At 59.6% G+C, this 24,016-nt stretch carries 16 protein-coding genes and 1 pseudogene; 4 read left to right on the top strand and 13 right to left on the bottom strand.

The window, feature by feature from the left end; all coding sequences use genetic code 11:
- Positions 1–28: 28 nt before the first annotated feature.
- The 3 genes from ROSERS_RS20800 to ROSERS_RS20795 form a co-directional block, all read right to left on the bottom strand.
- Positions 29–736: a metallophosphoesterase family protein gene (locus ROSERS_RS20800; RefSeq protein WP_011958720.1), complete on the bottom strand. Its 708-nt coding sequence runs from the start codon at positions 734–736 to the stop codon at positions 29–31.
- Between the two features lie 236 nt (positions 737–972).
- On the bottom strand, positions 973–1,110 hold the full coding sequence (locus ROSERS_RS26275) for a hypothetical protein (protein WP_157040978.1): 138 nt from the start codon (positions 1,108–1,110) through the stop codon (positions 973–975).
- 245 nt (positions 1,111–1,355) lie between these two features.
- Positions 1,356–1,949: a hypothetical protein gene (locus ROSERS_RS20795; protein ID WP_041334234.1), complete on the bottom strand. Its 594-nt coding sequence runs from the start codon at positions 1,947–1,949 to the stop codon at positions 1,356–1,358.
- Positions 1,950–2,392: 443 nt separating this feature from the next.
- Here ROSERS_RS20795 and ROSERS_RS27450 point away from each other — a divergent pair.
- Positions 2,393–3,218: pseudogene (locus ROSERS_RS27450) on the top strand (IS5 family transposase).
- 63 nt (positions 3,219–3,281) lie between these two features.
- On the opposite strand, the gene ROSERS_RS26270 reads toward ROSERS_RS27450, so the two are convergent.
- Positions 3,282–3,542 carry a hypothetical protein gene (locus tag ROSERS_RS26270; protein ID WP_157041177.1) on the bottom strand — a complete coding sequence of 87 codons (261 nt, stop codon included), beginning with the start codon at positions 3,540–3,542 and terminating at the stop codon, positions 3,282–3,284.
- A gap of 218 nt (positions 3,543–3,760) precedes the next feature.
- On the opposite strand from ROSERS_RS26270, the gene ROSERS_RS25330 reads away from it, so the two are divergent.
- Positions 3,761–4,818 (top strand): IS5-like element ISRfsp3 family transposase gene (locus tag ROSERS_RS25330; protein ID WP_085979421.1). Its coding sequence is split into 2 segments (ribosomal slippage): positions 3,761–4,292 and positions 4,292–4,818, totalling 1,059 coding nucleotides; the frame shifts between segments, so codons are not numbered across the junction.
- Between the two features lie 601 nt (positions 4,819–5,419).
- Here the strand turns inward: ROSERS_RS25330 and ROSERS_RS20775 are convergent.
- The 4 genes from ROSERS_RS20775 to ROSERS_RS20760 all read right to left on the bottom strand — a co-directional run bounded on the left by ROSERS_RS20775 (position 5,420) and on the right by ROSERS_RS20760 (position 11,860).
- Complete coding sequence (locus tag ROSERS_RS20775) at positions 5,420–6,496, bottom strand: protein kinase domain-containing protein (protein WP_011958717.1); 1,077 nt, start codon at positions 6,494–6,496, stop codon at positions 5,420–5,422.
- Positions 6,493–6,948: a PH domain-containing protein gene (locus ROSERS_RS20770; protein WP_011958716.1), complete on the bottom strand. Its 456-nt coding sequence runs from the start codon at positions 6,946–6,948 to the stop codon at positions 6,493–6,495. Before ROSERS_RS20770 ends, ROSERS_RS20775 begins: the two co-directional genes overlap by 4 nt.
- 183 nt (positions 6,949–7,131) lie before the next feature.
- On the bottom strand, positions 7,132–9,195 hold the full coding sequence (locus ROSERS_RS20765; protein ID WP_011958715.1) for a BTAD domain-containing putative transcriptional regulator: 2,064 nt from the start codon (positions 9,193–9,195) through the stop codon (positions 7,132–7,134).
- 556 nt (positions 9,196–9,751) lie between these two features.
- Positions 9,752–11,860, bottom strand: coding sequence for a GAF domain-containing protein (locus tag ROSERS_RS20760; RefSeq protein ID WP_011958714.1), 2,109 nt, complete (start codon positions 11,858–11,860; stop codon positions 9,752–9,754).
- Positions 11,861–12,482: 622 nt separating this feature from the next.
- Between ROSERS_RS20760 and ROSERS_RS20755 the strand changes: the two genes are divergently transcribed.
- Complete coding sequence (locus ROSERS_RS20755; RefSeq protein ID WP_011958713.1) at positions 12,483–13,361, top strand: SDR family oxidoreductase; 879 nt, start codon at positions 12,483–12,485, stop codon at positions 13,359–13,361.
- Here ROSERS_RS20755 and ROSERS_RS20750 read toward each other — a convergent pair.
- The gene (locus tag ROSERS_RS20750) at positions 13,315–13,965 is read right to left on the bottom strand and encodes a Crp/Fnr family transcriptional regulator (protein WP_011958712.1); all 651 of its coding nucleotides are present in this window, start codon (positions 13,963–13,965) and stop codon (positions 13,315–13,317) included. The genes ROSERS_RS20755 and ROSERS_RS20750 overlap by 47 nt on opposite strands.
- Positions 13,966–14,245: 280 nt before the next feature.
- On the opposite strand from ROSERS_RS20750, the gene ROSERS_RS20745 reads away from it, so the two are divergent.
- Complete coding sequence (locus tag ROSERS_RS20745) at positions 14,246–14,782, top strand: GNAT family N-acetyltransferase (RefSeq protein WP_011958711.1); 537 nt, start codon at positions 14,246–14,248, stop codon at positions 14,780–14,782.
- 25 nt (positions 14,783–14,807) lie between these two features.
- Here the strand turns inward: ROSERS_RS20745 and ROSERS_RS26265 are convergent, their stop codons facing one another.
- From ROSERS_RS26265 to ROSERS_RS20730, 4 genes are all read right to left on the bottom strand, one after another.
- Positions 14,808–15,488, bottom strand: coding sequence for a hypothetical protein (locus tag ROSERS_RS26265; protein WP_157041176.1), 681 nt, complete (start codon positions 15,486–15,488; stop codon positions 14,808–14,810).
- A gap of 265 nt (positions 15,489–15,753) precedes the next feature.
- Complete coding sequence (locus ROSERS_RS20740) at positions 15,754–20,325, bottom strand: NB-ARC domain-containing protein (protein ID WP_011958710.1); 4,572 nt, start codon at positions 20,323–20,325, stop codon at positions 15,754–15,756.
- Positions 20,326–20,571: 246 nt separating this feature from the next.
- Positions 20,572–21,777 (bottom strand): VWA domain-containing protein, encoded by a 1,206-nt coding sequence (locus ROSERS_RS20735; protein ID WP_011958709.1) that lies wholly within the window; start codon positions 21,775–21,777, stop codon positions 20,572–20,574.
- The gene (locus ROSERS_RS20730; RefSeq protein WP_011958708.1) at positions 21,764–24,013 is read right to left on the bottom strand and encodes a DUF5682 family protein; all 2,250 of its coding nucleotides are present in this window, start codon (positions 24,011–24,013) and stop codon (positions 21,764–21,766) included. The genes ROSERS_RS20735 and ROSERS_RS20730 overlap by 14 nt, the downstream gene beginning before the upstream one ends.
- Positions 24,014–24,016: the final 3 nt, after the last annotated feature.

Genomic DNA, 24,016 nt, shown 5'->3' with positions numbered 1-24,016 from the left:
AAACAGGCGAAACGTCGCTGTTCCGCCGCTATTCATGCCGTGGACCGAAACACCACTGCACAGCGCGCATTTCATCGGCTGCCACCCGTTGCCGCATGACCTCGGCATAGACAGCGTCGTGGTCGTAAGGAACGCTGCGCAACGAGACGGCGCCATCCTCGATGACGATATAGTGCGCCTCCCGATCCGGATCGTCCTGCCGACGGTAGGAAACGCTGCCGGGATTGAGCCAGACTTCGCGTTCGCCGAGGATCATCATACCCTGACGATGAGTATGCCCCAGGATCAGGCGATCAATCGCGCTGTCGGGAAAGCGGGTGCGGCAGAATGATCGATATGCGTGGCGACTCAGAATAAGATCGTAATTGCGGTAGAGATGGGTCATGCCATAGCGGATACCGTCGAGTTCAAACGTCACCGCTTCCGGCAGCGACATCAGAAAATCAACGTCGGATGCGCTCAATCGTCGGGCGTTGTGATGGCGCCACTGCAACGCGCTCTCAGGGACATGCCAGAGCGCCGGTTCCTGAAATGTCTCGGCGACCTGACGATCATGGTTGCCCTGCACGCACACGACATTGTGCGCGCGTATCCAGGCGAGCGTTTCGCGCGGATACACCCCGTAATCCACAAGGTCGCCAGCGCAGTAGATCGCGTCGGCATCGCCTTCGCGCGCCCAGATCGCTTCCAGTGCGATGACATTGCTGTGAACATCGGAAAGGATCAGTGCTTTCATCAAGATATAGGATACCAGAAGTTGGGGTAGTGTATGGTGAGAACCGAGAACCAAGAACCGAGAACCAAGAACTGAGAACCAAGAACCAAGAACCGAGAACCGAGAACCGAGAACTAAGAACCGAGAACTAAGAGCCTATCCGAACAACGGTAACCTTTTCGCCTGCGGCGTGATCGCCGTGCGCGCCGCCGGGTTCTTCGGATAGGCTCTAAGACGTGGAAGTCCGACGGGCTTGTCTACGGGCGAGCGGGATGCGCTCCCGCAAGCCCGCGCAGGCGGGCTTCCCGCCTGCCAGCCGCGACTTCAGTCGCCAGGCGGCGAGCGGAACCACCCTGTCGCACCAGGTTCGTCGTTCCGCCACGCGAAACCGTCATGCAACCCGGTGTGCTCAGCGCCTATCCGAACCACTGGAACCTTTTCGCCTGTGGCGTGATCGCCGTGCGTGCCGCCGGGTTATTCGGATAGGCTCTAAGAACCGAGAACCGAGAACCAAGAACCGAGAACCGAGAACCGAGAACCAGGAACCGAGAACTAAGAACCGAGAACCAGGAACCGAGAACCAGGAACCAGGAACCAGGAACCGGGAACGTACAGGCTCGGCGTTCGGGGCGCGATTGTCTCACCTGCTTCGATGAACGGCGACAGCGAGACATGGGAGTGCGGGAAATCCAGGAACTGAATGTTGGGTGTATGATAGAAGTGCACAGCAATGACAGAAAGTGGGATGTGCAATGATCCAGGAACAGGTAACGCCAGAGGAGTGGCGGACGCTTTGCGCAGCGCCGTGGGCGGTCGGATGGTATATGGCGACGGCGACTGGCGGCAAGGTGCAGGAAGTGCGTGAACTGCTGACGCTGCGCACGACGCTGCACCAGGCGCTGGAGCGCGATTGCGACGCGGCACCGCTGAACAACTCGAAGAAGAACCCCTCGACTGCCACAATCGAGTGCTGTGCGAGAACGCGCGCCAGCGCCGCAGCGAGCATCCCTATGCCAATAGCAGCCACCAGCGGGCGACGTCCAGCGCTGCGTTTCGCCGGTGGCAGACCCAGGTAGAACAGTATTCCCGGTGCGATAATCGTTCCCAGATACCCGAAGAAGATCAGGGGCGCCAGCGACTGGCTGATCGCCCATGCGCCTGCCCCAATTCCCCAGAGTGCGGCAGCAGCGCAGCCAGCGGCGATCAGCCGTGCGCGCAATGTCAGTGTGTGCATCCGGCGCCCCTTTCGTTCTACGTAGCAAACCGGCAGCCATAGGACGCGCCAATTGCCTCCAGGGTTTCATTGAGAGCGTGATCAAAGACTCGGGTCTGTGGTATTATGATGGTGAATATGGCTTTCTGATGCGGAGAAGCACATCCTTCCGAAACGTGAGCGTGCCTCTATCCGACGCAGGATGCGATTGATCTGACCGATGCGCAATGGGCTGCCATTGCGCCAATCGTCACAACTACCTCACCGAAGGGCGGCCGCCCCACCGGGATCGACAGTGCAACTGTAATCCATTGAGTTCGATACATGACATTTCTGGCTTTCAGTTGATTAAATCGAATACGGTATGTATGGTGTGACAGAAACCCGTGTAAGAGGGCGATCAGAAAACCGGATTTGTGGTATCATGATGGCGACCATGCCGTTCTGATGAGGAGCAATTTCGTATGCCACGACGTGCGCTTCGATCCTATCCAACCAAGGATGCGACCGATCTGACCGATGAACAGTGGGCCGCTATCGCGCCACTCGTCACCGCGCCGTCGCCCAACGGCGGGCGTCCGACCGAAATTGATCGCCGCGCGATCGTCAACGCGCTGCTCTCCAAAAATCGTACGGGCTGCCAATGGCGCATGCTTCCGAAAGATGTTCCGCCAATGAGTTCCGTTCGGTACTCTTTCGACAAATGGAATCGTGATGGAACATTCATCAAAATCAATGATACGCTGCGGAAACTGGCGCGACAGGCGTTGAATCGCGATCCGGAGCCGTCCATCAGCGTCCTGGACTCCCCATCCGTCACAACGACCGAAGCAGGCGGAGAACGCGGCGACGATGGGGGAAACAAAGGTCAACGGGCGCAAACGGCAATGCTGGGTTGATACAAATGGGTTCTTGTTGCGCGTGTTGGTCCATCCCGCCGATATTTCGGATACTGAAGGCGCCGAGTGGCTTCTCGCCGCGCATCATCACTCATTTCCCCGGATGCGCGAGATTCGCGTGGATGAGGGATACAAAAAAGGGTTAGATGAATGGCTGCAACAGAACACGGCGATACGCCTGAATGTTATTGAAAAACCGCCTGGACAAACGGGATTTGCGGTCATTCCGAAGCGATGGGTGGTGGAACGCTCGATTGCGTGGGCGGGACGCAATCGGTTGTTGCGGCGAATAATTATTCGCCGCAACAACCGCAACCCAGAATCAAGCGAAGCCTTTCTTTATCTCGGTTCTATTGCAATGCTCCTGAATCGGCTCTATCCGAGATGTTAGTTTTTGATCACGCTCTAAGCTGTGTAGCAATACAAATCAACAGTTTGTCAATGTGATGAGATATCAAGAGTGAGTGCATGGCGTTGCAAAAGGTGTCCCATCATGATAGATATTGGCAGCAGAATAAACAGGCCAAAATGTCACGTTAAAGATAAATCCCGTTGCGGTTCTAAACATCTCCGGTTCTACGAACTCACCTTGTTCTCTCAATACTTCATTACACTTTACCAGCTCATTACTCCACCTGACATGAAAAGCAAGACCGAGAGCAAAATAAACAATCAGAATAACAGAAAAGAAGGTAATCACATGTCTGATTTTCATTTGTGCCTCCATCGTCCAAACTGGCACAACATATGACCGTCCTGAGCAAATGCGCGTAGCTCACATGGAAAGGTGTCGCGAGGGGGGAGCAGGTCAAACACATTATCGGCTACGTCGTCTTGTAGAATATCGCCATTGACAAACACCGCTTCTACAGTAGACATCATCAAGATTTAGTGATATACTATTTTTGTACAATCTGAAAATGGAGAAAAACGATGTGTAAGTATCGATCCATTATCGAAAATCCGGAGAAATTACGCTCTATGACCGGACTGACCGTTGAAGAGTTCCACGCGCTGGTTCCGATCTTCCACGCCGCATTTGAAGCGTATATGAAACGTCGCACGATTGATGGCCGCGTCCGATATTGTCGTCGCTACGTCTCGTATGCAAACTCGCCGCTTCCGACAACAGAAGATAAATTGCTCTTTATTTTGACCTACTTAAAACAAAACCCAACGCAAGTGATGCACGGACACCTCTTTCAAATGAGCCAATCAAACGTAAGCAAATGGGTGCATCTTTTGCACGGAGCGCTGAACTATGCGCTTTCACAGCAAAATCTCCTGCCTGCGCGCACTGCCGACGACCTGGCGAGGCGATTGCAGGAAGAACCGTCGTGTGAAGAACCGTCGTGTGAAGAACCGTCGTGTGAAGAACCGTCGTGTGAAGAACCGTCGTGTGAAGAACCGTCGTGTGAAGAACCGTCGTGTGAAGAACCGTCGCATGCGACAAAAGCGCCCCCCTTTTTATCCATGACGGCGTAGAACGTCCCATTCGCCGTCCAAGCGACAAAGTCGACCGGGAGTTGTATTACAGCGGTAAGAAGAAACGACATACGCTTAAGAACGTTCTCATCATTGATGAGTTTGGCTCTATTCACTTTTTGAGTGACACCTACGAAGGAAGGGTCCACGATAAATGTATTGCGGATGAAGCGGGATACACCCTTCCAAACGCGAGCATTCTCTATCAAGACGCCGGATTTCAAGGATTTACCCTGCCTGGCGTCCAGATTATGCAGCCAAAGAAGAAGCCGCGCAATGGAACCCTCACGCCGCAGGAAAAGGAGGAAAACCGGCGTATCTCATCCGTTCGCGTTCGTATTGAACATGTTATCGGCGATATCAAGCGGTATCGAATCATTCACGACATTATCCGCTTCAGTTGTTCCGAATTTCGGGATATGGTCATGGAAACATGTTGCGGGCTGCATAACTTCCGAATTTGGCTGAAACGCAAAAAGCAGTCCAAAAATCAAAACGAATCTTGATGAAGTCTAGTGTGTATCCGGGCAGAGAGGCTAATGGTCTTTGAGTAATTACTCCGCTATAGCCCGCGCAGGCGGGCTTCGCATTCCATAGCCGAGGGCTGATGGTCTTTGAATAATTATTCCGGTATAGCCCGCGCAGGCGGGCTTCGCCCTGGCTAGCCGAGGGCTTCAGCCCCACGGCTAGCGCGGGATAGCGGATTTATTTCTCAATCTCCATTAGCCCGACGGCTAGCGCGATATAGCGGATTTATTTCTCAATCTCCATTAGCCGTACACAAGAGCAAAAGGCCCCGCGCTGCCAGTTCCATATGCATATTGGAGCATTTGCCCTGGCGAGGGGGGATCGCTCAGGTCATCGAATCCACCGCCCCCAACGGGATGCCATCCATCAGGAAGATGCGGATCTCGCTCGATGATCTGGCACATAAACATTCGCAGGAGTTGACCCGCTCCTTTCCAATCAGCACGTACTACGCCGCGACATGGTTCTCGCAACTGATGCCACAGAGTTGAGAGAACCACCTGCGCGAAATAGCGTCTCGGCCCTCCTACGCTGCATCGATACGCATCGCCGTCAGCAATGCTCCCCTGCGCCCCTCGATTACGCCGCCCCGCCCTGCCACGCTGCATCGATGCGCATCGCCGTCAGCAGCGCGCGGGACAGATCGGCGCCGGTGGCGTACCGGCGCGACAGAGGACCGGTCGCGCGGGCGATGACCTGCGCCAGCGCTGGCGGCGGCGCCGGGATAACGGCTGCCAGCGTCTTCCCGACAGCGTACAGGTCGTTGCCCGGCAGCACCAGTCCGCGCAACTGCTCCGGGCTGGCAAATTCCGGCGTGCAGGTGATCGCGCCCGGATCGTAGGGGATATGGATGCGCCGCGCCGAACCCCAATCAATGACCGCCAGCGAGCCGCCGGGTTCCAGGATCAGATTGGCGGGTTTGATATCCTGGTGCGCATACCCGGCGCGGTGCAGCACGTCGAGCGCCACACACATCCTCGCCAGCAGCCGGACGATCACCGGAGCGGAAAGCGTCCCGGTCGCCGACAGTTCCTCAACCGTGCGTCCCTCGATGTACGTCATCACCAGGGTGCTGCGCCCATCGCGCTCCTGGTAATCGATATAGCGCGGCGCCGGGATCGGCACACGCTCCAGTTCAAGCCAGACGAGCATTCCCGCCTCGCGTTTCAGATCACGATTTGCAACGCCGGGCAGCACCCGCTTGATGACCACGCGCTGCCCGGTATGTGCATTGCGCGCCATCAGCACCTCGTGCAGCGCTGTTCGGCGGAGATGCGTCATCTCACGGTACTCCGGCAAGCGACGCGACACGGACGCATGTTGGAGCGCCGCCTGCGACGCACGCCGGAAGAGGGGAACGGTCACTCCCTCCGACGCCTGATGGCGACCACGCTGCCTGAACGCGCACGGTGAAGGCGTTGAGCGACTCGACGCGCGCGTACAGACGTCAGACACCAGACAGGACGACACATTGCAGCGGATGCGGTCGGACAGTGCGACGATCCACTCGATCCCCAGCAGACCGAGACCGACCGCGAGCAGAAACGCGAAATCTGCTGCGCGCCGCGCCTCCTCGCCCAGCACCAGCACGATCAACGCCACCACTATCAACGCGAACGCAAATTGTCTCGCCAGGTCTTGCACAAATCGCTTCATGAGGACCTCCACAGGGCTGGAATGCGTTGTAACCGAGCGAGTTCCTCCTGCAACCGTCGAAATTGAGCAATGTTGCGCACCTCAACCGTTCGATCATCGCAGGTAAACGTGATGTGACCGTAATCCAGCAGGCGACCTGCCAGACTCTGCGTTGTCATCACGTCGGCGCGATAGAGGGCGATGCGTTCTTCCCGGCGGAGGATCCAACCAGACCGCAGCAACAGTGTGTCGCCCCGCACGATCAGGCATGTCGCCAGTTCCAGATACGCGATGCGCAGCGCCAGCGCCAGCGCGACGATCACTGCTGGCAGCGTCAGTACGGAAGCGTGAATGATGCCCGCCAGGAGCATGCCGCCGCCAATTCCCAGGAGCGCAACAATCTTGCTGGCGACAATGTGCGGATGTGGACGAAAGACCAGATCACGAGCGAAGGAATGTGCGGATGGTGTCATCGCAGCCCCCTCTCTGCCACCGGAACGGCGTTGCTCAACGAGCAATGCCCCCTGCGGTGACAGTTTCATTCTAGGTATGCTGCTGAGAAATGACTGAGATACGGACGAGAAATATCGGTGATCTCGAAAATTTAGAGATAAACAAAGATTTTCTAATGTTTCTAGAAGGAGGAGGGTAAGCGATCATCCCTGGACGGATCGGCAGCGCTGAAGCAGATGATTGTCCTGAAGACGCTGCGCAACATCCAGTACCAGGCGCACCATCTCTGGATCATCTTCATTCCGACTCAGAATAGCGTCTGCAATATTTGGAGCATGCTGCCTGGCGGAGAGGTCTGGCAGGCGCAGGTAAGACCTGAGCAGGAACTTCTCGATCTGCACCCGTTCACGCTCCCACCTTCGTTGTTCGTGATCAATGCGATAGTCAGGGGCGTCGTACTGCGGCAAATAATCGCCGTGGAAGAAACTGAGCGCTTCTTCGAGCGCCGCCACAGCCGCCTCAATCCGACCCTGCGCGATATCCTGTTGGGCGCTGTTGCTCAACGCCAGCACCTGATCGGTATCGGTCGTCCAGGACGGATGGCGTTTCAGCGTGACAGTTTCGGCAGTCACCTCCAGTGCATCGCCCATCCCCCAATGCTGCAAGGTTGTGCGCAATCCGGAGATGTAGTGCGATTCGTCCGGCAAATCATCTTCGTGTTTGCGTCCACGGCGATGCTCCAGCGCCACCTCGACCAGCACATCACGCCGAACGGGACGCCCTGTGTGAGCGACGAGATACATCAACATCCCCTGGAACATATGCCGCCCAATGCGCATACGCCGGTACTGCGCCGATGTTCCGTTGACCTGAACCTCGAAGCGTCCCAGCGTTGTTATGACCACCAGGGGCGGTTGCACATCGCTCAATGCGGCGTGCAGTTGCTGCACATCGCGCGCCTGCTCCTCGAGGCGGTGAATGCGCTGCGGGATGGTCACCGGCTCGGAGTGGGAGTGATCGATATATGCCGCCAGCAACATGCCGAGTGTACTGAGTTGCTCGCGCTCGCGGGGCGACCATTGCCCATAACCGGGACTGCTGAGCAACAGCGCGCCACGCTGCTTTCGAGCCACACGGAGCGGCAGCAGATAGGTGTAGTCAGCGCATTGATCGAACGGTTGCATCCGCACGGCGAGAAGATCGCTCTGTTTGGGCGCATATGACGGTGTATGCCCGTATGATGCAAGCAACCGCGCTTCGTCCTCTTCGAACCAGAACAACGCGCTGCGCGATACGTCGGCGACACAGGCGAGCGTTTGCAGACACTCCCGCACCACCTGATCGCACGGTTTTTCCGTGCCGATCTGTCTGGTGAAGGAACGCATCATACTGCGCAGCAGGCGCGACGACGGATCGAAACGCAACCAGTCGAGCGCATCCCGCAGTTGATCGAACCCGAAGTGGGTGGCAATGAGCACCGGCACAAGGATGATCCCTAACGCCAGCGCCTGTTCCGCTGTCAACACGCTCCGGGTTACGTAGTGAAAGGCAATCAGGATAAGCTCGTACACTGTCACAATACCCAGGCTGGCAAGTCCGCTGACCAGATAATCACGACCGCTGTTGCGCCCTGCGTGCCGACGCGTGTAGATGAGCGCCCCATACCCCAGCAGCGCAATGCCGCCACAGAGCATCCCTTCACCTGCCTGCACCAACATCCCGGCGATCTCCGACGGCGTTGATTGCAGCCACGCGACTGCTGCCAGCGTCACCACACTGATGCAGATGATTGTGGTCGCAACGAGCAACGTTCCGGCTGCCCGCTGCGCTGGCAGGATCGTTTCGCGTCGGTACAGTCGCCAGGTCCTGAACCAGACGCTCGCCAGCGTGACGGCGAGGTACCCGCCGATGATGATCACAGATGGCACAAGGGTGAGCGCAGCGATCAGCGCACATCCGACCGCCAGAGCAATAGAGATCCAGCGAGCCCGACGCTCTGCACGCGTTATGCCGCGCACGCCGATCACCCAGCCGTACCAGCATGCCAGCGCAACCAGCGCCAGCGCCAGTTGTATTTGTGCGAGGAGTTGGGCATGATGATCGGGAAAGGATTCAATCGCTCTGAGGAGGAAGTAGCAACCGGTGAGGACAAACGTCAGGCGCAACCATCGCGTCGAGGGATGATACGCGGTGCGATTACCCAGAAACAGACCGACCCAAAAACTGACGACACTTCCGCCAACATGGATCAATAACGGGATGTCCACGATGAGGCTCCTTCCATAGTGATGGGAGGATACGGACAACCTCGAACTTTACCCGTATCATGTTCGCCTCGTCGGAGAAAACCAGGAATTGAGCCGGAGTACTGTGCGCTTATCTACGCACTTCTATCGTATATCAGGGAAACACCAATGTCAAGTTGATATTTTTTAAAAAAACCGGATGAGATCGACGAGACGTTGTCCGCCTTCACACGTTCGCTGTAATTCCATTAACATCAGGATAGACGATGTTTCAAAAATGACTTCGCTGCAAACACGCACCGCTGAGACGCCGAGGGCACAGAGAACCCTCCAAACGAACCATGATGCAGGCCTGCGCAACATACGGGTGCGTGACTCGCGATGGAATCCGCCGCTGCGAACGCTGCGCCGCAGTGGTGACCTGCCCTTTTTGCAGTGGACGCAAAAATGAAAAAGCAGACAGGTGACCGCATTGCGTTCACCTGTCGGGGTACGAGGCGCCGCATCCCGGGAGCGCGGACGTCGCGCTCGCATAACGTCGATGCGCTATCAGCGGGAGCAGAACGAGCGGCAACGATCAGGAGACATTTTCCCAGACGCCATTCTGGAACACGCGAATAGTTCGTTCCCATCCATGGGTCTGCTCGTACAGCGTATCGATGATCGAGATCAGACTGGACTTCAGCACATCCCGATCGTGGTGCGAAAGGTCGTAGAGTTCCTGATACGAAAGCGTCTTCAATGCGGCGCTGATCGTGATCGTGGTGCGTTCAGACCTGCCGGCGATCACAACCGGCACCATCTGCACCCGGCTGGCGATCCGCCTGATCAGCACAACCGCCTCGTCGAGCGAACACCCATCGAGCACCAGCAGGGTATGATCATTCTTGAACCAGTATCCCCGCACACCGGGGAGAATCTGCTCAACCGCTTTTTGCACGTGACGCTGCGCCGCCAGCAGGAACGGTTCATCCCCTCGATCGTGATAACTGCGGCAGCGATCAATATCGAGCACTGCCAGGGTCACATACTGACGCGACATACGTTCCACAACCGCGCGTCCGCTGCCCGCCTCGCTCATTGCAGCAGCACGTTCCCAGATATGCTCGATCTGTTCCACACCCTCTTCGAACTCAGGACCGTGCAGATCCATCCCGTTGAACCAGCGGATGTACTCGGTCACATAGTCGTGCAGCAACGTATCGTGCTTGCGACGCAGACGGGTGAGCCACCAGCGCCCAAGCAACTCACTAAGGATATTGCTGAACACCAGCGCCACAAACGCCGTTTCACTCAGCAGAGGCGACGCAGGACGCCGCGACGCCAGGTAGAGCACGCCAAACGGATAGGTATCCCAGTGGGAGAGGAGCGGCACAGCCAGCGCCACTTTGCAATCCTCATGCTGAGCGCCGTACACGCGCTCGTCGTGCGCAGCATCACGCGTCAGAAACGGCTCACGCGTCAGAAATGCCCGACCGCTCAACCCCTCCCCTTCGCCGGAGAGACTGAGTCGCACACGGCGCGCGATCTCTTCGGAGTAGCCGGCATGCGCCAGGATCGAAAGGTGCGAGGGCTTGTACAGATCGTTGGGGAGCAGCAAACAAGCCATACTTGCGTCTGCATCGTCGCCGAAAATCAAGCTGCGCATGCGCTGCATCAGGCGATTCAGAGCATCGCGGGTGTGCGCCAGCCGATACCCGTCGGAGCGGTAACGATACCCGTGCGCATGGGTCGCCTGGCGAAATTCCGGGAAGATGATGCGACACATGCGCACCATCCAGTCGAGCAAATGGGCGCGTGCAGGGAGTGCGACATTGAGCGCTGGCGGAATGATTTCCGACTCAACCTGCTGAACTGCAAACACGACCGTCGTTTCAGGCGCCGACGGCGGACGATAGCAACAAAACGCCGTGTTGTCCGGCAGGGGAACGCTCCACGACTCGCGGCTGTAGAACAGCACAATGCTGCTTTCATCGTCAGACCATAGACTGTCGCCGCTTTCAGACTGTTCACCGACAATGGTCGCGCGATCCAGAGCGACGAGCATATCCCGGGCATCTGCCGCGAGTTCCCTGCCGATGCGGGTCACATCAGCGGTCGAAGCGGGATCGATGACCTGCTCGACGACAAACATCGCCGTAATTCCAGCTTTCGGCGCTCGCTCGCGCAGTTCGAGTTGGGCAGCAAAAATAACCTGACTCGCCAGGCGCGAAAGGAGAAAACCGTCGGTGATCGCATCCCCTTCACGACGCAGGACATCGGCGATGTTGCGCGTTGCTCCCCGGTCGATTAAGTGCGCACATGAACGTACAACCTCAGCTGCCTGCGCCGGGCGGTACCCCTGCTTCAGCAGTTCGGCAAACACCGCCAGCCGGCGGAGGTCAGCCAGCGAATAGGAGCGTGTCGCGCCGGCAGGGGTGGAGGTATCGCGCTCCTGCCTGTACAATTCTTCAAAGTAGCGAATCTGGGTGTCTTTGAGACCGGTCAGTTCCGTTGCGCGCCCGATGCTGACGGTCAGATGCTCGCGCCATGTTTCGACCATGGGAAGGACGCGATCAAGCAATGCGGCTACTTCCGGATCGGAGGAAACGATGTTTGGAAATGGAAGCGAACCGTTACGGTAGATTCCAGCGCCATTCTGACCTGTGCTGCGTGCCGGTCGATCAGCAAGCAGTTTTGTGGCCATCGGATCCTCCTGTCAAGTAAGGAACCCGTCCTGGCATGGTTGAAGACCGCGCCGGGACGGGTTGACCACAACCCGCGGTACCACCCCGCTTAGCAGAACACGGTCGCGTTCTGCTCACTCGAAACGCTTAACGCGCGTGAACGGCCAGGTTCGCCCTGCGAGGCAGGTTTTCCCTGGCGAGCATCACAGCCGAACACAGGCGCACAATGCACTTCGGCTTCCACCCTCCCGAAGTCGCTGTTGCACGTTTACGCCCTTTTGCTGTGACGATGCGCCTTTCCGGTTCTGAACGTCCCTTGCGTGAAAGGGAAACGTATCTGACACGGTCAGGCGCATCACACTTCTGTTCTATTTCCTCCGTAGTATACACCTGCTCTGCGCTCTTGTCAATATCTGCTCGAGAAATTGGATTATCTATCGGCATATCTTCGACATACGATAATAAAATGTATTCGATATATTCGACATAATTTGAGGTGATTGAGAAAAAAGGGTTGACACTTCCGGCAACCTCCGCCCTCAAACCCTGGTATCATCCAGAGTACAGGCTGAAGCGTATCCGAGTCGTAGATCGAATATGACTCCCGACCGGCGGGAGAGGTATAGTAGAACAGGAACATCCATGAACCAGAAACCTATCTGTCTCATCACCGGTGCGACGTCGGGCATTGGCGAAGTGACCGCGCGTGAACTGGCGCGCCGGGGAATGCATGTTGTCATCGTCGGGCGCAGCGCGGAGCGGGTTGCTGCGACGGTTGCGCGCATCAAACAGGCGACCGGCGTTGAGATCGAGACGCTGATCGCCGATCTGTCATCACAGGCTGGTGTCCGTTCGGTTGCGGAAGCATTTTTGCAACGGCATCGACGCCTTGATGTGCTGATCAATAATGCGGGCGGTTTTTTCGCCTCGCGCCAGGTCAGCGCCGATGGCATCGAACTGACATGGGCGCTGAATCATATGAGCTACTTTCTGTTGACCAATCTGTTGATCGACACTCTGCGCGCCAGCGCGCCAGCACGGGTGATCAACGTCTCATCAGACGCGCACCGCGGCGGCGTCATGCGCTGGGATGACCTCCTGTTCACCCGCGGCTACAATGGCTGGGCGGCTTATGCACAGTCAAAACTGGCGAATATCCTCTTCTCGAACGAACTGGCACGTCGTCTGGAAGGCACAGGCGTGACCTCGAACGCGCTCCATCCCGGATTTGTGGCCACCCGTTTCGCACATAACAATGGTATCATCTGGGGCGGGTTGATGGCGCTGATGCAGCGCCTGTTCGCTATCACTCCAGAAGAAGGTGCGCAAACGTCGATCTACCTGGCTACAGCGCCTGAGGTTGCGGCAATCAGCGGCAGGTATTTTGTCAAATCACGCGAGACTTCGCCCGCGCCGCAGGCGCAGGACATGGCAGCAGCGGCGCGTTTGTGGGAGATAAGCGAGCGCATGCTCGTCAACTCTGCGCCAGTTCTTCAAGGCGGCGCACATTCACCAGCGTAATGCTGGAGCGGTCGATTTCGAGAAGACGCGCATCGCGAAACTGGTTGATGACCTTGGTGACGGTTTCGCGGTAGGCGTTGATCATTTCCGCCAGCTGGCGATGACTATGGCGCGGCATGCTGGCAGCCTGCGGTCCGCCGTGGCGCCGGGCAAGATCGAGCAGCAATGAAGCCAGACGCGCTGGCACCGACTTGAACGCCACTTCGTCGAGGCGACGGCTGATCACGGCACGGTGCTGCGCCATATCTTCCACCAGCGCAATGCCCAGTTCTGGCGTGCGCGCCAGCAGGCTGGCAAGTTCGCTGCGCGGAATGCGGACGTAGCGCACCGGTGCGGTCGCTTCGGCAAATGTATCGTAGTGCGTGTCATCACCGGCGCCAGCATGCCCGAACAACTGCCCGGCTTCGACAATGCGCAGCGTCAATGCCCGCCCTTCGCCGGATCGCAGCTGCAGGCTGACAGCGCCCGATTGAAGCACATACAGATGATCGGCGACATAGTCAGGCGCGTAGATCAGCGCTCCGCGCTCCGCACGCTCAGTTGCGCGTCCATCGGTCAGGATCGCCCATGCGGTATCAGCATAAGAAGAGGGTGTCGCGCTCATGGTTGCTCCATCGAATGAGGATTGCGTTCTGGATCGTCGCTGCTGTTGACAACCTGCTGGCAAGGGACGCTGGCGAACAGTGGACTCATCGACAGGATACGTGCAATGTGTCACAATGATATTGTACCATATCTGGTTTCGTATCAGGCGCCATAGATGGTGCACGATGGCGAATGCTCCTGAGAAGTATGCGGTAGAATAGCGCCCGATCCGTCCCGGTGTTTGCGGACGAAGGTTCTACATCGGTATCTTCCGCCGGGTCTGCACAGTGAGGATACGTATGACAACCGTTGCAAAACCTGTTCCCGTCGTCACCACCTATCTCGAACTGCCAGACCGGGCGGCATTTCGTCCCTGGTGGACAACTGACCCGGATGTCACCGTTGTCGAGTCCCATATTCCGTTTCCGGCATTCTACCGCTTTCTCTATCGGGCGGTTGGCGAAACGTACCACTGGACGATGCGGCTCGATTGGAGCGATGAACAGTTGCACGACTATCTTTCCCGCCCGTCGGTCACCCTGCTGGTGATGTATGTCAAAGGCACACCTGCGGGGTACATCGAACTCAACGCGGAGTCGGAAGAACCGGATGTCGAGGTTGCCTATTTTGGGCTGGCGCCGATGTTCCACGGGCGTGGGTTGGGGAAACATCTGCTGTCGGTGGGAGCGCAGCGCGCGTTTGATGATGGTGCGCGGCGCGTATGGGTTCATACGTGCACCCTTGATGGTCGCTATGCGCTGGCAAACTACCAGGCGCGCGGGTTCCGTCCGTACAAAACCACGACTGAGACGGTGATGATACCGGTTGAAGGTTGAACGTTGAACGTTCAACGTTGGACGTTCAACGTTGAAGGTTGGATGTTGAAGGTTGACGGTGAAAGTTGAAGGTTGAAGGTTGGGACGGTGAAGGTTGAAGGTTGAAGGTGGGACGGTGAAAGTTGAAGGTTGAAGGTTGGGACGGTGAAGGTTGAAGGTTGAAGGTGGGACGGTGAAGGTTGAAGGTTGAAGGTGGGACGGTGAAGGTTGAAGGTTGAAGGTGGGACGGTGAAGGTTGAAGGTTGAAGGTGGGACGGTGAAAGTTGAAGGTTGAAGGTTGGGACGGTGAAAGTTGAAGGTTGAAGGTGGGACGGTGAAGGTTGAAGGTTGAAGGTGGGACGGTGAAAGTTGAAGGTTGAAGGTGGGACGGTGAAAGTTGAAGGTTGAAGGTGGGACGGTAAAGGTTGAAGGTTGAAGGTGGGACGGTGAAAGTTGAAGGTTGAAGGTGGGACGGTGAAGGTTGAAGGTTGAAGGTGGGACGGTGAAAGTTGAAGGTTGAAGGTTGGGACGGTGAAAGTTGAAGGTTGAAGGTGGGACGGTGAAAGTTGAAGGTTGAAGGTGGGACGGTAAAGGTTGAAGGTTGAAGGTGGGACGGTGAAAGTTGAAGGTTGAAGGTGGGACGGTGAAAGTTGAAGGTTGAAGGTGGGACGGTGAAAGTTGAAGGTTGAAGGTGGGAGATGTACCAGTTTCTTCTCCTGATACGCATTGCCTGTTTTGCTCTCTGGATGGGCGCTGTTGCTGCATCGCGGCTGGTCGTGTGCACGCTTGAGCTGCGACCGACGGGCTTGACAGGTGACGCAACGCCGGATGCCGGTCTTCTGCGTGCTGAGCGCCGATCCGAATCACCCGGCGGCACGGAGGGCGATCAAGCCACAGGCGAAGTGGAGAACGGCAGAATAGTGATCACGCGCCCTCGCCCCTGCGCCCCCGTCGCCGCACCCCTGCGCCTCGTCGCCCCCGCCCCCGCGCCCCTACCCCACCACATCAAACAGCCACACCCGCCCAGACACATCACCGCATACCAGCAGTTGACCATCGCCGGAAAGGGCCAGGCTGCGGATGGCAGCGTCGTTCCAGAAGAGTACGCACGACTCGCCGCTTTCCAGATTCCAGGCCCTGATCGTGTGGTCCCACGACCCGCTGACGATGGTGCGCCCGTCGGGGCTGACCGCCACCGCGTTCACTCCGCCCGTATGTCCTTCCAGGGAGCGCAGCAGGCGCCCGCTTTCCGCCTCCCACACCTTCACCGTGTTATCCCACGACCCGCTGACGATGGTGCGCCCGTCGGGGCTGACCGCCACGGCCCGCACCGAACCCGTATGGCCTTTCAGGGAGCGCAGCAGGCGCCCGCTTTCCGCCTCCCACACCTTCACCGTGTTATCCCACGACCCGCTGACGATGGTGCGCCCGTCGGGGCTGACCGCCACGGCCCGCACCCAATCCGTATGGCCTTCCAGGGAGCGCAGCAGGCGCCCGCTTTCCGCCTCCCACACCTTCACCGTGCGGTCATCCGAGCCGCTGACGATGGTGCGCCCGTCGGGGCTGACCGCCACGGCCAGCACCGAACCCGTATGGCCTTCCAGGGAGCGCAGCAGGCGCCCGCTTTCCGCCTCCCACACCTTCACCGTGCGGTCATCCGAGCCGCTGACGATGGTGCGCCCGTCGGGGCTGACCGCCACGGCCAGCACCGAACCCGTATGGCCTTCCAGGGAGCGCAGCAGGCGCCCGCTTTCCGCCTCCCACACCTTCACCGTGCGGTCATCCGAGCCGCTGACGATGGTGCGCCCGTCGGGGCTGACCGCCACCGCGTTCACTCCGCCCGTATGTCCTTCCAGGGAGCGCAGCAGGCGCCCGCTTTCCGCCTCCCACACCTTCACCGTGCGGTCATGAGAGCCGCTGACGATGGTGCGCCCGTCGGGGCTGACCGCCACGGCCAGCACCCAATCCGTATGGCCTTCCAGGGAGCGCAGCAGGCGCCCGCTTGCGGCGTCCCACACCTTCACCGTGCGGTCATGAGAGCCGCTGACGATGGTGCGCCCGTCGGGGCTGACCGCCACGGCCCGCACCGAACCCGTATGGCCTTCCAGGGAGCGCAGCAGGCGCCCGCTTTCCGCCTCCCACACCTTCACCGTGTTATCCCACGACCCGCTGACGATGGTGCGCCCGTCGGGGCTGACCGCCACGGCCCGCACCCAATCCGTATGGCCTTCCAGGGAGCGCAGCAGGCGCCCGCTTTCCGCCTCCCACACCTTCACCGTGCGGTCATGAGAGCCGCTGACGATGGTGCGCCCGTCGGGGCTGACCGCCACGGCCAGCACCGAACCCGTATGGCCTTCCAGGGAGCGCAGCAGGCGCCCGCTTTCCGCCTCCCACACCTTCACCGTGCGGTCACGCGACCCGCTGACGATGGTGCGCCCGTCGGGGCTGACCGCCACGGCCAGCACCCAATCCGTATGGCCTTCCAGGGAGCGCAGCAGGCGCCCGCTTTCCGCCTCCCACACCTTCACCGTGCGGTCATCCGAGCCGCTGACGATGGTGCGCCCGTCGGGGCTGACCGCCACGGCCCGCACCGAACCCGTATGGCCTTCCAGGGAGCGCAGCGGGCGCCCGCTTTCCGCCTCCCACACCTTCACCGTGTTATCCCACGACCCGCTGACGATGGTGCGCCCGTCGGGGCTGACCGCCACGGCCCGCACCGAACCCGTATGGCCTTCCAGGGAGCGCAGCAGGCGCCCGCTTTCCGCCTCCCACACCTTCACCGTGCGGTCATGAGAGCCGCTGACGATGGTGCGCCCGTCGGGGCTGACCGCCACGGCCAGCACCGAACCCGTATGGCCTTTCAGGGAGCGCAGCAGGCGCCCGCTTGCGGCGTCCCACACCTTCACCGTGCGGTCATGAGAGCCGCTGACGATGGTGCGCCCGTCGGGGCTGACCGCCACGGCCCGCACCGAACCCGTATGGCCTTCCAGGGAGCGCAGCAGGCGCCCGCTTTCCGCCTCCCACACCTTCACCGTGCGGTCATGAGAGCCGCTGACGATGGTGCGCCCGTCGGGGCTGACCGCCACGGCCCGCACCGAACCCGTATGGCCTTCCAGGGAGCGCAGCAGGCGCCCGCTTTCCGCCTCCCACACCTTCACCGTGCGGTCATGAGAGCCGCTGACGATGGTGCGCCCGTCGGGGCTGACCGCCACGGCCCGCACCGAACCCGTATGGCCTTCCAGGGAGCGCAGCAGGCGCCCGCTTTCCGCCTCCCACACCTTCACCGTGCGGTCATGAGAGCCGCTGACGATGGTGCGCCCGTCGGGGCTGACCGCCACGGCCAGCACCCAATGCGTATGGCCTTCCAGGGAGCGCAGCCAGAGCGGCGGTTCGGGCCGCGGGTCGAGGCGGGAGCGCAGGTAATTCGTGCGGTGGAATGCAGCGGTTTCGCACAGCCGATGCAGGGGACCACCATCCGGTGCATCTAGCCAGCGCAGATGGTTGTAGAGAGCGGGGAAGAACCATTCGGGCGCCTGGGCAATGCGCGAGGCTTCCAGGCGCAGGCGCTCCTCGAAAGCGGACAGCACCTCGCGCCGTGCGGTATCTTCCTGCGGCCAGGCGTTCAGCGCCAGTCGGTAATCGGCTTCCAGCTCGAAGACGGTCGTCGCCCGGCAGCGCGCTTCCAGGAAGTCGAAATCGGTCAGCAGGGCATAGATGGCGTCCCAGGCGCCAGCCTGTAGGTGATGATAGACCAGCCGATCCCACAGGTAGTTGGGTTGCGATGGCAGCCGATGCCAGGGCAGCCCTTCCAGCGTTTCACCGGAGGCGCCCAGGAAACTCCGGGCGCAGGCGAGCAGGAAGCGACGGTGCAGGACGGGCAGGTTCGCTCCCGCGCAGGCGCGCAGGTAGTCGTGCTGCAGGTCGTGCAGGCGCAGGCGTCCATCCTCGTCCCGACGCGCCAGCGAACGGTTCACAAAGGTCTCCGCCAGGTCGGCTACGTCATCTTCGTCCAGCCCCAGCGGCTGCCAGAAGGCGTGCAGGACGGGAAGCGGAATCGCGGCCTCTTCAGGGAAGACGGCCAGGTCCAGGTAGCGGGCGCGGTCGGTCGCTGCCATCGCCTCGACGCTCACCTCGAGCGCCGCCAGCAGGGTGGGGTGCTCGTAGCCGGGGAAGAGGCGACGGAGTTTCGCCAGGTCAGCGGTCTGCAGGCGGTGCAGCGCCCGCTCCCAGCTTTCGGGGTTCTGGCGAACGAAGGCGCCTACCATCGCCAGCGCCAGCGGCAGGTAGCCACACTCCCGCGCTACCTCGCAGGCTATCGATGGCAGATTCGCAACGGGTTGCCCGGTCCAATCGGCCAGCAGACTCAATGCCTGATCCGGGCTGAGTACGTCCAGCGAAACGGGGGGCGCGTTGAGCGTCTGCAAGACCTCGGCGTTACGGGTGGTGATCAGGTAACGGGTCGCCGAACCGGTCACCACGGGAAAGGCTTCGGCGTGGCTGGAGTCCCAGACGTCGTCCAGGATCACCAGGCAGGTCTTGCCCTCCAGTGCAACGCTCAAGAAGCTGCGGCCCTGGATCGCGTCGCGAAAGTTCTCGCGCTGACCGGTCAGAAAGAGGTAGAGTTCTTCCTGGCGGGCGGGCAGGTTTGGCTCGCGACCGATGGGCAGCCAGACGATGCCATCGGGAAAGGCGGCCTGCACGGCAAGATCACGGGCCAGGGCAGCAGCCAGCACCGACTTGCCAATGCCACCCATGCCCTTCACGCCGACAATGCCCAGGGCAACGGCGCCATTGTTCAGCAGCGCCTGCCGCAGCCGTTCCAGGTCTGCTTCACGCAGGACATAGTGCTCCGGCAGCGAGGGGAGGTTATAACGGCGGGTGGTCAGCAGGCGCTCCAGGTCGGTGCGCTGTTGGACATTCAGCACCTGAACGATATTGCCGTCGCCAGTAACGATGACCACGCTGTCGGCGCTGCTACCGAGAGCCACGGCGCGCTCGCCGGTCGCCAGAGCGACCTGACCATCGCGCAGCGCCTGCCGCAGGAGATCGAGGTCGGCTGCCGTTTGCCGGTTGTGCGCCAGCGCTTCTAGCGCCCGGCGAATGGCCCCGGTGTGTTCGGCAATGCGCTCCAGCGCACGGCTGTCGAAGAGGGGTTGCAGAGCGTCCTGGCGTGCCAGTTCGCCCTCCAGCCAGGTCAAAAAGTCGGCGGCGGCGCGGGTGGCATCACCCAGCCGTTCCCAGCGGTCGGGGTCGGGATGCCCGAGGTGTGCGGCGAACAGACGCGCCAGGTGCGCCGGGTCCGGTTGACCGCGGCGGGTGAGCAGTTCAGCCAGCAGCGGAACGACGGTTGGACTGGTGAGAAACGGTTGATCGAAGAGGGTTGTCGTCCATTCCGGGTAGTGGCGGGCGAAGACAGTGTATGCCCGTGCCAGCGCGGTCTGGAAGGCGCGGCGCGTTGGGTCAAGACCAAGGGTGGCGCGGATGCGCTCTGTCAGGGTGCTCTCCTGGAGCAGGTAGACAAAGACGGCTTCGGCGATAGCGGCGAAGAGCGGTTCCAGCAGCATGGTTGCCTCCCGTGGCACAGGATTCATGCTGTGCTGCCCGATGTGGTTATTGTCCGGTCATTATACCAATCGCCTGTTGAAAGGTTGAGTGTACCTTGCCGCCTCTTGCCAAAACCTCACTGCAATGCCGCCCCTTCGGACTACGCCTTCGCAACAAGTGCAGCAGGTTTCCACCACACGATCACGCAAATTATGACACGCTTTTGAGGTTTTGACGAGCCAGTTTGTCAGCGATAGCAAGGGACACTAGCTCGAAAACGGGGTGCCTCCGGCGCGAACGGCGACTATTCCTTCACCTGCCGCCCATTCGTGCAGGTCTTCCCGTTTGATGGCTGCAGCCATCAGACCGGGAAACTGATCAGGAGTGCAGGCAAAACAAGGGATGCCGAGTGCAACCAGTCTGGCGGCAATCTGGTGATGGAAAGAAGGGCGGCCCTCGTCGCTGAGAGCCAGCAGGGTGATGACCTGGACGCCAGCATTGACCAGTGAAGCTGCATGGCGCAGGAGACGATCAGGATGACCGCCTTCGTACAGGTCACTGATGAGGATCAAAATGGTGTCGTTCGGGACGTGGATAAGGCTCTGACAATAGGTCAAGGCTTGCCCGATATCTGTTCCACCCCCCAGCTGGGCGCCAAACAATACGTCCACCGGGTCGTGCAATTCAGGAGTCAGATCTATGACTGCTGTGTCGAACAATACCAATGAGGTCTTAATAGCCGGGAGCGAGGCCATGACTGCCGCATAGATCGAGGCATAAACCACTGAGGAAGCCATGGAGCCGCTCTGATCCACGCACAGAATGATGTCGCGCAATCTGGAGGCCGACTTTCGGCGCTCATAGCCAATGCGTCTTTCGGGGATGATGGTCTTGTAATTCGGTTGGTAGTGCTTCAAGTTGGCGCGGATGGTGCGATTCCAGTCCATGTCGGCGTAGCGCGGACGGCGATGATGAGCAGCGCGGTGGAGAGCGCCGCTAATAGCCTGGCGCAGGGGTCCTTCCAGTTTTTTCTCCAGTTGTTCGACCAGGGCGCGCACCAACTGACGGGCGGTGTGTCTGGTCTGTTCGGGGATAACTTTGCTGAGTGAAAGGATGGTTGAAACGAGATGAATATCGGGGGTGACGGCTTCCAGCATTTCGGGTTGGAGTAGCATTTGACGCAGGTTGAGCCGTTCCAGGGCGTCTTTTTGCATGATATGGACAACCGGGGCGGGAAAATACGTGCGAATATCTCCCAACCAGCGCGCCACGTGGGGAGCGGAAGCGCTTAATCCGCCTCGCCCCTTCTGTTCGGCGCGGGAATAGAGCGCGGCCAGCGCTTGATCCATACCCAGGTCGGTTTCGTTGCTCAGAGAAAAGCCGGTGCCATCCGCCTCGCCGCCCAGGATGAGACGCCAGCGGCGCAACCTTTCCTGAGCGGGATCAAAAGAAGACGGGTTATCGCTCCTCATCGTTCGTTGCTCCCAGAATCACATTGACCAGTGCCAGAGCTTTCTCTCCACGGACGGGGTCGAGTTTCATCTCGCTGGTCGAAAAGAGGCGGCTTCCTGCGTTTCTGGCGAGCTCACCTATCTGGCGACGTTCCGGATCAGAAAAGGCGCTGAAGGTACGGCGCAGGATCGGCAGAATGGTGATGAAGGAAGCCTCGGACAGAGATAATACCCACTCATCCAGCAATTGCCACAGGGCAGGATCGTGAATCAGAGCCTGACCGCCGCTATGGAGGAATCCCTGCAGCCAGGCGGCAGCGTCGGCAGCGGGTGCGCCAGGGGAGAGTGCCAGGCTCATGCGGATGATCGTCTCATCGTCAGCATGGGCATCGTAGAGGAGGCGGGAGGCAAGTCCACGAATAAGCCCGTGCCCGGCCGACAGTGTGGCCAGGGTCGTCAGGGTGCGCAGCCAGGCTTGTGTGTGATCGCCGTTCCCCATCCCCTCTATCAGATCAATACCCCGATTGATCGCTCTAATGCGCGCGAACATCTTCTGGGCGGCATCCTCATTGAGGGCAGAACAGGCAGCGGGCAGGCCAATGCAAACGCGAGTGATCAGTTCATCCACAATGTGACGAACCAGAGCGGTGTCGGTTTGGCGAACGTTGCCATAGCGACTGATGTTGATGAGTGGCGGGAGAGCATCCATCAGATGTGAGAGGTCGGTGCTGGAAGCAGCGAGGGATTGGGTGCGCTCCAGGAGGGGTGGGATCACTTCGGGCAGGTCAGCCAGCAGAGCGACCTCGACCAGGCGAGTGATCGCTGGCAACTCGGTGGCACGGCCAGCTTCGTCCTGGACTTTGTTGGTCGCGGCTTCAAGGAGGGTATTCCCCCACATACTGGCTTCGATGATGTTGACGGCAAATTCAGGCTTCCATTCAATGTGCCAGATCTCGTGGAAGGTGCCTTTGCCCCCAGACGCCGATTGTAATCTGCCCCAGGGAATGCCCAACAGGGTGAGCCGGTGCAAGAGGCGGGAACGTTCGAGCAGAAGCGGTTTGCGCAGATCGAGGTCAAGAGTTTGAGGTGTGGCGGAGGGTTCGAGACGGGTGCGTCTCTGGGCGGCGAAGAGGTCGCGCTGGAGGGGAACAGTGGGTGCAGCCAGTGGCACTTTGCCCATTCGCTGACCCACGATTAACTTCTCATACATGAGGCGCAAGGGAACATCGTCGCCAAAACAAAACACGGCCCGGATGGCTTCTTCCACTTCGGGCAAGCCGGGGAGAGGAAGATCGCGCAACGCAGCCAGCGTTTCGGCCAGGCGTGTCCCTTCGATGGCATGGGCAGGCGAGACCTCCAGCCCTTCCGCGCGCATCTGTTGCGCCACTTTGACCATCCAGCCTTCGACGATGTTGCTTTCACTCTGCCAGAGATGCTCGTACCAGCCGGGGGAATCTATCCCTGCGCCATACCCGGAGCGGCGGGCAAGGCGGTCATATGTCCAGGGAATGAGGCTTACCGCCGGCTGACCGGTGGATGAACCGGCCCGGCGATCGGGAACAATGGAACGAAGAAAATCAGCCAGGAGCGTCTCATCTGCCTGGTCCGTATCGAGATGGGTAAGAGCCGGAGCGTGCCAGGCCCCACAAACCACTGCAATGTTCTCGTAGCCTTCGACCTGGGCAGCACGGATGATGTTTCGCATCGCCGCTTCGCGGACAAGGTTCTGGGGTTCGTTCTGTCCCAAACTTTCCGCTTCGGCGCGCAGGGCGCTCATCAATTCGAGAATGCCGCTAAAAATGCCTTCCGTGGTGCGTCGCTGTTCGATGAAACGTTCCCACCAGCGTTCGCTGTCTGAATAGCCAGCGGCCTGAGCCAGGATTTGAAAAGGATCTGAAGACGGGAAAACAGGCGTCGGGGATTGTTCTGGATCAGGACGGTGAGCAACAAGGAGATGCCTTTGTTCCAGGTCCATGAACCTCACCGTGATCTTGTTTGCCAGGGCGTAGCGAATGGCTTGCCATTCGGGAGAAAATTCGGCGAAAGGGTAGAAAATGGCATATTGTGGGTTGTCTGGCAGGTAAATCAACAGAGCAAGCGGCGGAATCGCCTCCGGGTCGGCGAAAAGGGGCAGCAAGGCGTCAGCTTCGGGAGGTCCTTCGACCAGGACACAATCGGGACGCAGTTTCTCCAGCGCTGCGCGCACGCTTCTGGCAGAGCCAGGCCCGTGGTGACGAATGCCGAGAAGGGTGACCATAGA

Origin of the sequence: Roseiflexus sp. RS-1, from assembly GCF_000016665.1 — a bacterium.
Taxonomy (GTDB): domain Bacteria; phylum Chloroflexota; class Chloroflexia; order Chloroflexales; family Roseiflexaceae; genus Roseiflexus.
This window is presented reverse-complemented; position numbering and strand designations above follow the sequence as displayed.